The organism is Verrucosispora sp. SN26_14.1 (assembly GCF_004307965.1).
GTDB lineage: Bacteria > Actinomycetota > Actinomycetes > Mycobacteriales > Micromonosporaceae > Micromonospora.
Window position 1 is genome coordinate 1 of record NZ_SISL01000147.1, and the last position, 12,768, is coordinate 12,768.

Below are 12,768 nucleotides of genomic sequence, written 5' to 3' on the forward strand. Positions count from 1 at the left end.
ACAGGGGCAACGGGCGGCGGGGCAACGGGCGCCGTGGGTGGCGCTGGCGGTCGGGCTGCTGCTGGCCGTGGCCTGGTTCGTTGCCGAGATGGCGGCCGACGGCGGGCGGGTCGGTCTGGCCGAGCGGGTGGCGGCCGGCGCGGAGGCGTTCGCACCCCTGCTGGTGGTCAGCGCCCTGCGCCGCACGGGCCGGTCAGGTCGGACGGGCCGCACCACGCCGGACGGGTGACGGCGGGGTCGACGTCACGGCTCGTCGGCCGTGACGTCGACCCGATCCGCCTACTTGCTCAGGCAGGAGAGCAGGGCCGCGGCGAGCAGATTGGCCCGCTCGTCGACCACGCCGCCCATCTGGTTGACCACGTAGCCGAAACCGACCCGGTGCTGGTCGTCGCCGAAGGCGAGGTGTCCGCCCGCACCGTCGTGGCCGAAGCTGCGTTCGCCGAGCATCGGGCGCGGCGTCGAGTGGACGAGGAAGCCGGTCCCCCAGCGGTGTCCGACGTCGGGGAGTCCGTACACCTGTTGGCCGGCGACGCGGACGGTGACGGCGTCGTCGACGGACGCGGTGGTGAGCAGCGGTCCGCCGCCGACCTCGGAGACGCAGGCGGCGTAGAGGCGGGCCAGCGACTCGGCGGTGCTGATCCCGCCCGCACCGGGGATCTGGGCGGCCTGGATCGCCGGGTCGTTGAAGCTGACCAGGCCGGCGGCGTCGGCGGGGAAGGCGAACGCGCCGCCCATGGTGATCCCACGGTCGGCGACCGGGTCGCTGGCCGGGAAGGGCTCGCCGAGCGGTGCCAGCATCCAGGCGACCGCGTCGCGCTCGGCGGGCGGCAGGCCGACCCAGGTACGCAGACCGAGCGGCTCGGCGAGGGTCCGGGCGAGGTAGGTGCCGGGCATCTCCCCGGTGATCCGGCGGATCACCTCGCCGATCAGCCAGCCGTAGGTGATCGGGTGATAGCTGTGGGCCGTACCCGGCTGCCACAGCGGGGTCTGTGCCTCGATCGCCTCGATCACCGGGTCCCAGGCGAGCACCTCCGCCCGGGTGAAGGCACGGTCCAGCGTGGGCAGTCCGGACTGGTGGGTGAGCAGCCAGCGGACCGGGATCTCGGCCTTGCCGTGCCGACCGAACTCGGGCCAGTACCGGATGACCGGGGCGTCGAGGTCGAGCCGGCCCTGCTGGACCAGGAGGTAGGCGCAGATCGCCATGATCCCCTTGGTCACCGAGAAGACGACGGCCGGGGTGTCGGCGGTCCAGGGCCGTCCGGAGCGCTGGTCGGCCAGCCCTCCGTACAGGTCCACGACCTTGGTGCCCCGCAGGTAGACGGCGACTGCGGCGCCGACCTCCCCACGGTGGACGAAGTTGTCCCGGAACACGTCGGCGACGGGCCCGAAGCCCTCGTCGGCGTGGCCGTGGATCGGGGTGTCGTTCAACCCGTCATCCCTTCACGGAGCCCTGCAGGAGCGCCTTGATGAACTGGCGCTGGAAGATCAGGAACACGATGAGCGTCGGAGTGAGGATGAGCAACGATCCGGCGCAGAGCAAGACCAGATCGGTTCCCCACTGTCCCTGGAACGCGCCGAGGGCACCGGCCATGGTCCGTTTGGTGGCGTCGTCGACCATGACGATGGCGAGCAGGAACTGGTTCCAGGTCCAGAGGAACAGCAGGATGGTCAGCGAGGCGATGGCCGGTCGGGCCAGCGGCACGTGCACCCGCCAGAACAGCTGCCAGGTGTTGCTGCCGTCGACGCGCGCGGCCTCGGACAGCTCACGCGGCACGTTGGTGAAGTGGGCGCGCATCCAGAAGACCGCGAACGGCATGTAGAGGCCGACCAGCGGCAGGATGATGGCCCACCGGGTGTTCAGCAGACCGAGGTCCCGCATCTGGTAGTACAGCGGGGTCACCACCGCCTCGAAGGGCAGCGTGAGACCGAGCAGCAACAACCCGAAGGCGATGTGACCGCCGGCCACCCGCAGGTGCCCGAGGCCGAAGCCGGCCATGGTCGCGATGATCACGCCGAACGGCACCACCCCGGCCACGATCAGCATGCTGGACCCCAGCAGGGCGCCCATGTTCGCGGCGGTGAAGGCGTCGGCGAAGTTGCCCCACTGTGGATCGGAGGGCCAGGCCAGGCCGGTGGGTACGGTGCCGCGCGGTTGCAGGGCCGCCGAGAGCATGCTCAGGAACGGCAGCAGGGTGACGACGACCAGGGCGATCAGGAAGATCCGCCCGGTCAGCCGCTCGCTGCGGGTGGTCATGTTCATGGCTTCTCCCCCCGGGTCAGCCGCTGGATGGGCAGCACACAGATCAGCACCAGCAGCATCAGCACCACGCCCAGGGCCGAGGCGAGCCCGACCTGGCGCTGGGAGAAGGCCAGCCGGTAGATCTCCAGCCCCGGCACGGTGGTCTGGATGCCCGGGCCGCCGCTGGTCGAGATGTAGACGATGTCGAAGCTGGCCAGCGCCGCGATGATCGTCACGGTGAGGCAGACGCCGATCTCCTGGCGCAGGCTGGGCAGGGTCACCGCGAAGAACTCGCGGATCGGGCCGGCACCGTCCATCCGGGCCGCCTCGTACAGCGACGGGTCGATCTTGCTCATGCCGGTGACCAGCAGGATCGTGCAGAGTCCGAGCATGATCCAGGTGCCGATCACGCCCACCGACGGCAGCGCGGTGCTGAACTCGCCGAGCCAGGCCCGGGTGATGCCGTCCAGCCCGACGGCCCGCAGTGCCTGGTTGACCAGACCGTTGCTGGAAAGCACCCAGCTCCACGCGATACCGGCCGCCACCAGCGGGATCACCTGCGGCAGGAAGAGCACGGTCCGGACCAGCGTGCCGCCGGGGCCGGTGGTGATGCGCCGGACCAGGCTGGCCACCACCAGGCCGAGGACGACCGGGATGAAACTGAAGAAGATGATCAGGACGAAGGCGTTACCGATGATCTTCAGCAGGTCGCGGTCGGTGAAGACGGTGACGTAGTTGTCCAGGCCGACCCAGGTGGCCGCCCCGATGCCGTTCCAGCGGTAGAGCGAGTACTGCACGGTCATCACGAGCGGACGCAGGACGAAGAAGCCGTACATGGCCAGGGCGGGCAGGACCCAGAGCCAGCCGCTCCACCGCACCACGCGGCCCCACCGCTTCCGGTGGGGCCGCATGGCGGGACGGGGGTCCGCACCGCCGGGTCGGGCAGGGGTGCCCGACCCGGCGGGAACGCTGCCGAGGGCAGACGTCATCGGGAGAGTTCCTTCTCGTACTCGGCCTGGACCGCCTTGACGTAGCCCTCCGGGTTCTGCTGGCCGGCGATCAGCTTCTGCATCTCCGGGGTGATGGCGGCGGCGAAGATGCCACCGGTGGCGTTGGCGGTGAAGTCCACCGCGCCGTTGTCGGCGCCGAGCTGCTGGGACGCCTTCAGCGTCTCGGCCAGGACGGTGCCCTCGGTCACCGGCGGCAGCGCCAGGTCGGCCGGGCCGCCCGGGTGCGAGCCGCCGACGTTGACCGAGATCTCACGGGCCTTGTCGTTGGTGTGCACCCAGTTGAGGAAGAAGGCCGCGGCGTCGGCGTTCTTGGCCCGGGCACCGACACCGAAGGTGTTCGGCGCGGACATCGCCACGTTCTTGGCCTCGGCGGTCTCACCGGGGAAGAGGAAGAACCCGACGTCGCCGGCCATGTTCTTGTCCAGGTTCGCCGACTCCCAGTCGCCGTTGAACATGAACAGGCCGTTGCCCTTCTGGAACTCGCCCATCATCGCGGTGTAGTCGATGGCGTTGGCGTCCTTCGGGAAGTAGCCGGCCTTGGCCCACTTCTCGATGGTCTGGGCGGCCTTCAGCGACGCGGGGGTGTCGAAGGTGGCACCCGGCTTCTGGAAGATCCAGTCCGCGATCGGGGCCGGGTCGCCGAACTGGTTCTGCAACGCCTGGTACGGGAAGTTGATGCCGGCGGTGTTCTTGTTGAACTGCATGATCGGCTGGAGGTCGGCGGACTTGGCCTTGGCCAACAGGTCCTCGAACTCGGCGATGGTGGCCGGCGGCTGGGTCATGCCCACCTGCTCGGCCTGCTTCTTGTTGTAGAACACGCCGGTCACGCTGTAGCCGAGCCCCATGCCGTACAGCGAGCCGGTGCCGCGCTCCGCGCCGCCGTCGGTGAGCCGGAGCTGGACGAGCTGGGAGGCGGGGAACTTGTCCCAGCCGTGCGCGTCGAAGTACGGGTCGAGGTTCTTAAGCAGGCCGTCCTTCACCAGGTCGACCATGGTGGGCAGCCGGATGATGTCGGGCGCGTTGTCCGAGGCGAGCACCCGGGGCGCGTTTTCCACGATGACCGTGAACTGGTCCTCGCGGATGTTGAACGTGACGTTGGGGTGCTGCTTGGTGAACTCGTCGGCGAGCGCCTTGGCCAGCGGGAAGCCGGTCTCCGCGTACATCTCCAGGGTGATCGGGTCGGTCCCGAGCTCGGTGCTGACCGGGGCGCCGGAGTCCTCCGGCGCGGTCTGTTCCGAACCGGGTGCGCTACAGGCGGTGGCCGTCAGACCGACGGCGAGTAGTGGCACCATCAGTGCCAGCCGGCGACGGGTGAATCTGGTGGACAACTCCCGCACGTCAATGGCTCCCTTGACTCATCCGCACGTCCCCACCGGTCGTCGACCGGGGGTACGCTCGCCACCACGGTCGGTGAACGCCACGCCTGCGCGTCGCGCACCCGACCTCGGCTCGCGGTATCCGATATGACCTCGGAGGTCGCTGCGACAGCGGCCCCCGCAGTGGCGAAACAACGTCGCTAAACTGATTTAGCAGAGCATGCGCGCGGCACCCCGGCCTGTCAAGGACGAGTTGGCAACGGTCCGGAAACAAGGGGTTCACCAGGGGGCTTCGCCGACACCCGGCCGGTCACCGGTGAGCCGGAACGCGACTCGACCCATCATGATGGGCAACGGCGGCGTCGTACGGACGACCGCGAACGGAGGACTGATGGGCCGCAACAGGGCAACACTGGCCGATGTCGCGCGACGGGCTGGGCTGTCCAAGACCGCAGCCTCGATGGTGCTCAACGGGCGGGAGGGCACCCGACTCTCCGCCGAGGCGCACCAGCGCGTCTTCGCGGCGGCGGAGGAACTCGGCTACCGGCCCAACGTGGCTGCCCGCAGTCTGCGTACCCGCAAGACGGCGACCATCGCCTTCGTCTCGGACATCGTCGCCACCACCCGCTTCGCCGGCGGCCTGATCCGGGGCGCGCTGGACGCCGCCCGCGAGCGCGACCACGTCCTGCTGATCACCGAGACCCAGGGTGACGCGTCGTTCGAGCAGTACGCCATCGAGGCGATCCTCGACCGCCAGGTCGACGGCGTGATCTACGCGGCGATGGCCACCCGCCGGCTGACCGTGCCGAAGGCCATCCTGAACGGCCCGGTGGTGCTGCTCAACGCCACCAGCTCGGAGGAGCTGCCGAGCGTGCTGCCCGACGACGAGTTGGCCGGCGCCACGATCGCCGAGGCCCTGCTCGCCCGGGGCCACCGGGACCGGATCGCCCTGATCGGCCGCAACCGACCCAAGGAACGCGACCCGGAGATCTCCCTCGCCGCCGAGGCGCGGCTGCGCGGCATCCGGAGCACGCTCGCCGCCGACGGTGTCGCGCTGTTCGCCGAGGGCTTCTGCACCGAGTGGCTGCCGGAGCACGGCTACACCGCGACGCAGGCCCTGCTCGCCCGCCCGGACCGGCCGAGCGCGATCATCTGCATGAACGACCGGCTGGCCTTCGGCGCGTACCAGGCGCTCGGGGAGGCCGGCCTGACCATCCCCGACGACATCTCGGTGATCTCCTTCGACGACGATCCGATCGCCTCCTGGCTGCGCCCGGGGCTCTCCACCGCCGCCATCCCGCACGAGCAGATGGGCCGCCGGGCGGTGGAGCTGCTGCTCGACAAGGACGACTCCGGCCCGGCCCTGGTGCCGATGCCGCTGCGCCGTCGGCGTTCGGTCGCGGCTCCGGCCGGGCGGACCCCGATGCCGCGAACGGGAGAGCGACTCCGCCCCGAGGTCGCGGGCTAAACCGATTTAGTGATACCTTCCCCGCCATGCTTCGTCTGCCCGACCACTGGGTGTGGGACAGCTGGTACGCCCAGGACGACGACGGCCGGTGGCACGCGTTCTTCCTGCGCGCCTCCCGGGCCCTCCTCGACCCGGACCGTCGCCACCGCCGCGCTACGATCGGCCACGCCGTCTCCACCGACCTGCGCGACTGGCGGCTGCTCCCGGACGCGCTGGTCCCCGCCGACTCACCGGGCTGGGACGATCTGGCCACCTGGACCGGCAGCACCGTACGCGGGCCGGACGGGCGGTGGTATCTCTTCTACACCGGTGTCGGCCGCGCCGAGGACGGCCTGGTCCAACGCATCGGGCTGGCCGTCTCCGACGACCTGGTGACCTGGCACCGGCACGGCGACACCCCGCTGCTCGAGGCCGACCCGACCTGGTACGAACTGCTCGACCTGGACGCGTGGTACGAGCAGGCCTGGCGTGACCCGTGGGTCTTCGCCGACCCGGACGGCGACGGCTGGCACATGCTGATCACCGCCCGCGGCAACCAGGGCCCGGCCGCCGAACGCGGCGTCATCGGTCACGCCACCTCTCCCGACCTGCTGAACTGGACCGTCCGACCGCCGCTGTCGACACCGGCCGGATTCGGTCACCTCGAAGTGCCGCAGGTCGCCGTGGTGGAGGGGCAGCCGCTGCTGCTGTTCTGCACCAACCCGGCCACCGCACCCGGCGACTCCCGGGAACGGCTCTGGATGGCCACCGCCCCGACCGTACGCGGACCGTGGGACATCGCCGCCGCCCGACCGATCGCCCAGCCGCACCTGTACGCGCCCCGGCTGTTGTCGACCGACGACGGCTGGGTACTGCTGGGCTTCGTCGAGCACGGTGACGGGACGTTCGTCGGCGAGATCAGCGACCCGGTGCCGGTGCGCTACGAACCCGAGGCCGGCCTGGTGGCACGCGAACCGCTGCCGGCCACCGGTGGTGCCTGAGGTGACGGCCCCGGGCGACCCGGAGCCGTCGTCCGCCGCCCCGGCGGTGACCGTGGTCGGTGAGGCTGTCGTCGATCTGGTGCAGGAGCCGGACGGCCGGTTCGTCGCCCATCCCGGTGGCAGCCCGCTCAACGTGGCCGTGGGCCTGGCCCGGCTAGGGGTACCCACCGCGTTGCTCGCCCGCTTCTCCACCAACCGCTTCGGTCGGCGGCTGCGCGCACACGCCGAGACCAACGGCGTCGACCTGCGGCACGCCGTCGACGCCGACGAGCCGGCCACCCTGGGGATCGCCACGCTGACCGGGACCGGTGTGGCCACGTACGACTTCTACGTCGACGGCACCGCCGACTGGCAGTGGCGCGCCGAGGAACTGGCCCCGGCGGTCGCCGGACGGGGCATCGTGCACACCGGCTCGCTGGCCGCGTTCCTGCACCCGGGCGCCGACCGGTTGGCCGCCGCCCTGCGGACGGCGCGCGAGCGCGGCGCGCTCGTCAGCGTCGACCCGAACATCCGGCCCGGCCTGATCGGCGGTGTCGACGCGGCCCGGAGCCGCGTCGACGCGCTGGCCCGGATCGCGCACGTGCTCAAGGCCAGCGAGGAGGACGTCGCCTGGCTCTATCCGGGCCGGACGAACGAGGACGTCCTGCGGCACTGGCGCGACCTCGGCGTGACGCTCGCCGTGATCACCCTCGGCGTCGGGGGCGCGGCTGCCGCCTCCGGCACGGGCGGATTCCGGCAGCCGGCGCCGGTCGTCGCGGTGGCCGACACCATCGGCGCCGGTGACGCCTTCACCGCCGGGCTGCTCGCCGCCCTCTCCACCGCCGGGCCCGGATGGTCCGACGACGACGTCCGGGCCGCGCTGCGGTACGGCGTCGAGGTGGCCGCCGTGACCTGCACCCGGGCCGGTGCCGATCCGCCGTACCGGCACGAGCTGGCGAGTCGCTTCCCGACGGGGTCCTGAGCCCGGCGGGCGGTGCCTCAGCGCGGCAGGTCGGTGTGCATCCGGCGCCACTGTCCCGGGGTGAGCCCGTACGCCGCGCGGAAGCGCCGGGCGAAGTGGGTGGGGTCGCCGAACCCCCAGCGGCGGGCCACCACCGCGATGGTCAGGTTCCGGCTCTGCGGCCGGAGCAGCTCCTCGGCGGCGCCCTTCAACCGCTCCCCGATGATCCACTGTTCCAGGCTGAAGTCGGCCTGGGCGCAGACCTTGTACAGGTGGCGCAGGGAGACGTTGTGTGCCATCGCGATGGTGGACGGCCGCAGGTCGGGGTCGGCCAGGTGCTGCCGGACGTACGCCCGGACGAGGGTCAGCAGCGTCCCGGCCCGGTCCACGTGAACGTGCCGCGCGGTGGCGTACGCCGCCGAGGTGAGCAGCGCCCGGGCCAGCTCGACACTGGCCGCGCCCAGCACCGGTGCCGCCGGGTCGGCGCCGAGTCGGTCCGCTCGCCCGACCACGTCGACGACGTGCCGGGTGACCAGCGGATAGAGCGGGCTGGCCGGCAGGTTGCCCAGGGCCCGCCGGATCACGTCCACCGGTAACGCGAGCCGGTCGATGGGGATCTGGAGACATCCGGCCGCACCGTCGCCGGACCAGGAGAAGTCGTACGGGGCGGAGAGGTCCATCCCCATCAGCCCGCCCGGTGCGACCAGCGCGTGACGTCCGCCCTGCTCCTGCCGACCGTCGGCGCGCCGCTGCACGGAGAGCGCCACCACCGGCGTCACGTCCTGCCGCGTCTGCCGGGGAGTGCGCAGCAGCCGGATGCCGGACGCCTCGGTGGTGAAGACCGAGACGTCACCGAGGTCCCAGACCGCCATCCGGGCGTACACGTCGCCGCTCGGATTCTCGTGGATCACGTGGCACGGCGCGGAGGCGTACGCCATCGTGGCGTGCACCGCCTCGACCCGGTCGCGGACCGGTAGCTGCGCGGTGTCCAGGACGACGGCCATCAGCTCACCTCGTCGGCTCGACCGGGCCGGCTGCCGCGACGTCGCGGGGTCGGGCGACGGTGCCCGTGCGGGCCCCGGCGCCGGCACACCGGGTGGTCCCAGGATCCCATGCCCGCGTTACGAAGGAGACAATCGCCGCCGCCCGCGGGCGGCGCGGGCGCGGGGTCCGGCGCCGATGGTCAGGCCGCGACCGGCCCGGCCCAGCCGTCGCTGCCGGGCACCAGACCGGTGTAGCGGCCCCGGTGGTAGAGCAGCGGCGATCCGGCGGCCGGGCTGTGCACCAGTTCCGGTTCGGCCAGCACGATGGCGTGGCTGCCGACCGTCACCCGGTCGATCACCCGGCACAGCAGCCAGGCGAGGGTGTCGTCGAGGATCGGTACGCCCTCGGGGCCGACCTGCCACCGGGTCGGCGCGGCGAACCGGTCGATGCCGCTGGTGGCGAACGTGCGGGCGAGTTCCTGCTGGTGGTGGGCGAGCAGGTGGACCCCGACGTGCCGGGCGGCGGCGACCGTGGGCCAACTGGACGAGCCGAGGTGGAGGCAGAACGACACGACCGGCGGCGACAACGACACCGACGTGAAGGAGGTGGCGGTGAACCCGACCGCCGGTGTCCCCGGGGCGGTCACCACCGTGACCGTGCTGGCCTGGTGCCGCAGCAGGGTCCGGATCTCATCGGTCTCGGCGTCGAGGGGCGGCTGGTCGTCGGTGGGGGGTGTCACGAGTTCCTCCCGGGGGTGCTGTGCTGCGGTGGGGGCACGCCGTCCGCCCGCCGCTCGTACGGGATCTGCTCGCCGGCCTCGACGGCGACCGGCAGCCGGTTCTCCGCCGGCGGCAGGGGGCAGGTGGCGAAGTCGGTGTACGCGCAGGGCAGGTTGGTGGCGCGGTTGAAGTCCACGGTGACCCGGCCCTGCTCGTCGGGCGGGTCGACGCTCAGGGCCCGGTTGGCGGCGTACGTGGTCACGCCGGAGGTCTCGTCGGTGAACAGCACCGACAGGCTTCCCGGGGACCAGCCGTTGAAGGCGGTCAGACGCAGCGGCACACCGTCCACGGTGAACTCGATCGTGCCGGGGGCGTCGTAGACGTGCTGGAGTCCTTCGACGGCGGCGCCGACGGTGGTCGGCCGGGGGCTGTCGAAGGGGACGAACCGTCCGGACAGGACCCAGCGGGTCGTCGGCGGGTACGTCGGGGTGCCCCGGAAGGCGGTCCGCAGTGGGTGGTCGGGGCGGCGTGGACGCAGGATGTCGTACCCGCCCCGACGGGCGATCTCCAGCACGCCGCCGTCGAATCCGACGGTGACGCCGCCGCGCTCCGGGATCGGGCCGAACTCGTGGCGACCGGTCACCGGCTCTCCGTCGACGAGGAGTTCCTCACCGTCGGAGAGGTCGACCACCACGCCGTCCGCACCGGTGTGCCACCGTCCGGGCAGGTCGGCGACGCGCTCGGGGCGGTCGGTGAGCCAGTGCAGCCCGGTCACGGCGAGGAAGCCGTGCGGGGCGGCCAGGGTCTCCTCGTGGCGGCGGTGCCACTCCCGCCATTCGAGGGTGAAGGCGTCGACCTGCGCCTCGGCGGCCTCGGGCACGTCGGGGGTCGCCGCCGGAAGCGGGTGGGGCCGGGTCATGTCGGGTTCCCTCCGTCGGGGATGGATTCGGCCGGCGTCGGCCCGACCGCCTCGGGCGACCGGGTACGCGGGAGGTGCCGGGTCGCCGGGCGCGGCTGCCCGATCGGCGCCAGGACGGTAGCGCGGGGTGTCCACACCGTCACCCTGCCAGTGACCGCGTTCACAGGCCACTCCCCTCACGTCGATCCTCCGTCGGCAACCACCCGAGACCCGGCGGAGGCCCAGGTGGACGGCGTCCCACCCGGGCGCGACGCCTGCCTTCGGGAGCCACCCTCCCGGCCCGCCCGAGATATACCCTACTCATCCGGTTGGTTATATGGGTATTGTGAGCCGACCCACCGGACGAGGCAAGGAGGTGGCATGTCGACGAGCGCCGCGCGACTCGCGCCGGGGCTGCACACGGCACCCGCACCCGTCTCGATGCGCCAGGTGGGGCGCGCCTTCACCGGCCGTCGCGGCACGCACCGGGTGCTGGACGACGTCACCCTGCGGATCGAGGCCGGTGAGGTGGTCGCGCTGCTCGGCGCCTCCGGGTGCGGCAAGTCGACACTGCTGCGCCTCGTCGGCGGACTGGACCGGCCGAGTGCCGGGGAGATCACCGTGGACGGTCGAGCGGTGCGCGGGGTGGCGGCCCGCACCGCGATGGTCTTCCAGGACCCGCGCCTGCTGCCGTGGCGGACGCTGGCCGGCAACGTGGCCTTCGGTCTCGCACCCGGCCATGACCGGACGACCGCCCGCGCCGACGTCCGGGCCTGGCTGGAACTGGTGGGGCTGGGCGACTTCACCGAACACCGCCCCCGGCAGGTCTCCGGCGGGATGGCCCAGCGCACCGCGCTCGCCCGGGCACTCGCCCGGCGACCCGGCGTCCTGCTGCTCGACGAGCCGTTCGCCGCCCTCGACGCGCTCACCCGGTTGCGCATGCAGGACCTGGTCGGCCAGGTCCAACGCGCCGCCGGCAGCACGGTGCTGCTGGTCACCCACGACGTCGACGAGGCGCTGCGGCTGGCCGACCGGATCGTCGTGCTCGGCCCCGCCGGTCCGGCCGGACGGGGATCGACCGTCCAGCACGTCACCGCCGTACCCGGGGTGCGGCCCCGCGACCTCGGCTCGCCGGCCTCGGCCGCCCTGCGCACCGACCTACTCGACCGTCTCGGCGTCGCCCCCGAAGGAAGCAGGAGTTCATGAGGAAGACAGTCGCCGTCGTGCTGGCCGCCGCCCTGCTGCTCACCGGCTGTGTCGCCGGGGAGGACAGCGGCGGCTCGGCGGCCGACGGCACGACCCGGTTGCGTCTGGACTACGCGTACTGGAACCCGGCGAGCCTGGTGCTGCGCGAGCAGCGCTGGTTGGAGGAGGAGTTGGCCGACGAGGGCGTGTCGGTGAGCTGGTTGCAGTCCGCCGGCAGCAACAAGGCCAACGAGAACCTGCGCGCCGGCGCGCTCGACGTCGGCTCGACCGCCGGTGTCGCCGCCCTGGTGGCCCGGGCCAACGGTTCGCCGATCAAGACCGTCGGCGTGTTCAGCCAGCCCGAATGGGCCGCGGTCGTGGTCGCCAAGGGTTCCCCGATCACCTCGGTCGCACAGCTCAAGGGACGCAGGGTCGCCGCGACGAAGGGCACCGACCCGTACTTCTTCCTGTTGCAGGCGCTCGACGAGGCCGGGCTGACGCCAGGCGACGTCACCGTGGTCAACCTCCAGCACGCCGACGGCAAGACCGCGCTGGAGCGCGGCGACGTGGACGCCTGGGCCGGCCTCGACCCGCACATGGCGCAGACCCAGGTCGACGCCGGTTCCACCCTGCTCTACCGCAACGTCGCCTTCAACACCTACGGCGTGCTCAACGCCCGCGAGGAGTTCGTCTCCACCCACCCCGAGCTGGTGCAGCGGGTGGTGAACGCCTACGAGCGGGCTCGCCAGTGGATCGTCGCGCACCCGGACCAGGCGGTGGAGCTGCTGGCCCGCGAGTCGCAGGTCTCCCCCGCCGTCGCCCGGGTGGTGCTCGCCGAACGGACCCGGTTCGACGTCGACCCGGTGCCGGGGGCGGCGCAACGGCAGGTCTTCGAACGGGTGCTGCCCATCCTGGTCGCCGACGGCAACGTCCGCACCGACGCCGAGGCCCGCGCGGCACTGGACAGCATCTTCGAGCCCCGCTTCGCCCAGGCGCGGGCGCAGCCGTGAGCGCGGGCAGTCCGGTGGC

Annotated in this window: 13 protein-coding genes; 6 read left to right on the forward strand and 7 right to left on the reverse strand. The window is 72.2% G+C overall.

Annotated elements, in window-relative coordinates:
• Positions 1–229 (forward strand): hypothetical protein (locus tag EYA84_RS32490; RefSeq protein WP_161594975.1); only part of this gene is annotated, 229 nt, incomplete at its 5' end.
• Between the two features lie 50 nt (positions 230–279).
• Here EYA84_RS32490 and EYA84_RS15070 read toward each other — a convergent pair.
• From EYA84_RS15070 to EYA84_RS15085, 4 genes are read right to left on the reverse strand one after another with little or no spacing between them, the layout of a single operon-like run.
• Positions 280–1,428: a serine hydrolase domain-containing protein gene (locus tag EYA84_RS15070; RefSeq protein WP_131053702.1), complete on the reverse strand. Its 1,149-nt coding sequence runs from the start codon at positions 1,426–1,428 to the stop codon at positions 280–282.
• Between the two features lie 4 nt (positions 1,429–1,432).
• Complete coding sequence (locus tag EYA84_RS15075) at positions 1,433–2,260, reverse strand: carbohydrate ABC transporter permease (RefSeq protein WP_176093830.1); 828 nt, start codon at positions 2,258–2,260, stop codon at positions 1,433–1,435.
• Positions 2,257–3,228: a carbohydrate ABC transporter permease gene (locus EYA84_RS15080; RefSeq protein WP_176093829.1), complete on the reverse strand. Its 972-nt coding sequence runs from the start codon at positions 3,226–3,228 to the stop codon at positions 2,257–2,259. Before EYA84_RS15080 ends, EYA84_RS15075 begins: the two co-directional genes overlap by 4 nt.
• Complete coding sequence (locus EYA84_RS15085) at positions 3,225–4,586, reverse strand: ABC transporter substrate-binding protein (protein WP_176093828.1); 1,362 nt, start codon at positions 4,584–4,586, stop codon at positions 3,225–3,227. The genes EYA84_RS15080 and EYA84_RS15085 overlap by 4 nt, the downstream gene beginning before the upstream one ends.
• Before the next feature lie 370 nt (positions 4,587–4,956).
• Here EYA84_RS15085 and EYA84_RS15090 point away from each other — a divergent pair, with 370 nt between their 5' ends.
• From EYA84_RS15090 to EYA84_RS15100, 3 genes are read left to right on the forward strand one after another with little or no spacing between them, the layout of a single operon-like run.
• The gene (locus EYA84_RS15090; protein ID WP_131053703.1) at positions 4,957–6,033 is read left to right on the forward strand and encodes a LacI family DNA-binding transcriptional regulator; all 1,077 of its coding nucleotides are present in this window, start codon (positions 4,957–4,959) and stop codon (positions 6,031–6,033) included.
• A 26-nt stretch (positions 6,034–6,059) separates the two neighbouring features.
• Positions 6,060–7,013, forward strand: coding sequence for a glycoside hydrolase family 68 protein (locus EYA84_RS15095; RefSeq protein WP_131053704.1), 954 nt, complete (start codon positions 6,060–6,062; stop codon positions 7,011–7,013).
• Position 7,014: 1 nt separating this feature from the next.
• Complete coding sequence (locus EYA84_RS15100; RefSeq protein WP_236145779.1) at positions 7,015–7,974, forward strand: carbohydrate kinase; 960 nt, start codon at positions 7,015–7,017, stop codon at positions 7,972–7,974.
• 17 nt (positions 7,975–7,991) lie between these two features.
• On the opposite strand, the gene EYA84_RS15105 is transcribed toward EYA84_RS15100, so the two are convergent.
• From EYA84_RS15105 to EYA84_RS15115, 3 genes are all read right to left on the reverse strand, one after another.
• Positions 7,992–8,957 (reverse strand): helix-turn-helix domain-containing protein, encoded by a 966-nt coding sequence (locus EYA84_RS15105; RefSeq protein ID WP_131053705.1) that lies wholly within the window; start codon positions 8,955–8,957, stop codon positions 7,992–7,994.
• A 179-nt stretch (positions 8,958–9,136) separates the two neighbouring features.
• Positions 9,137–9,676: a flavin reductase family protein gene (locus EYA84_RS15110; protein WP_131053706.1), complete on the reverse strand. Its 540-nt coding sequence runs from the start codon at positions 9,674–9,676 to the stop codon at positions 9,137–9,139.
• The gene (locus EYA84_RS15115; protein ID WP_131053707.1) at positions 9,673–10,575 is read right to left on the reverse strand and encodes a DUF1684 domain-containing protein; all 903 of its coding nucleotides are present in this window, start codon (positions 10,573–10,575) and stop codon (positions 9,673–9,675) included. Before EYA84_RS15115 ends, EYA84_RS15110 begins: the two co-directional genes overlap by 4 nt.
• Before the next feature lie 360 nt (positions 10,576–10,935).
• On the opposite strand from EYA84_RS15115, the gene EYA84_RS15120 reads away from it, so the two are divergent.
• On the forward strand, positions 10,936–11,760 hold the full coding sequence (locus tag EYA84_RS15120) for an ABC transporter ATP-binding protein (protein WP_131053708.1): 825 nt from the start codon (positions 10,936–10,938) through the stop codon (positions 11,758–11,760).
• Complete coding sequence (locus EYA84_RS15125) at positions 11,757–12,749, forward strand: aliphatic sulfonate ABC transporter substrate-binding protein (RefSeq protein WP_131053709.1); 993 nt, start codon at positions 11,757–11,759, stop codon at positions 12,747–12,749. Before EYA84_RS15120 ends, EYA84_RS15125 begins: the two co-directional genes overlap by 4 nt.
• The last annotated feature ends 19 nt before the right edge of the window (positions 12,750–12,768 follow it).

Bases quoted from the DNA above. Each gene is read 5' to 3' on its own strand.
- EYA84_RS15075 (WP_176093830.1), bottom strand. From the start codon at position 2,260: ATGAACATGACCACCCGCAGCGAGCGGCTGACCGGGCGGATCTTCCTG.
- EYA84_RS15080 (WP_176093829.1), bottom strand. From the start codon at position 3,228: ATGACGTCTGCCCTCGGCAGCGTTCCCGCCGGGTCGGGCACCCCTGCC.
- EYA84_RS15090 (WP_131053703.1), top strand. From the start codon at position 4,957: ATGGGCCGCAACAGGGCAACACTGGCCGATGTCGCGCGACGGGCTGGG.
- EYA84_RS15095 (WP_131053704.1), top strand. From the start codon at position 6,060: ATGCTTCGTCTGCCCGACCACTGGGTGTGGGACAGCTGGTACGCCCAG.
- EYA84_RS15105 (WP_131053705.1), bottom strand. From the start codon at position 8,957: ATGGCCGTCGTCCTGGACACCGCGCAGCTACCGGTCCGCGACCGGGTC.
- EYA84_RS15115 (WP_131053707.1), bottom strand. From the start codon at position 10,575: ATGACCCGGCCCCACCCGCTTCCGGCGGCGACCCCCGACGTGCCCGAG.
- EYA84_RS15120 (WP_131053708.1), top strand. From the start codon at position 10,936: ATGTCGACGAGCGCCGCGCGACTCGCGCCGGGGCTGCACACGGCACCC.
- EYA84_RS15125 (WP_131053709.1), top strand. From the start codon at position 11,757: ATGAGGAAGACAGTCGCCGTCGTGCTGGCCGCCGCCCTGCTGCTCACC.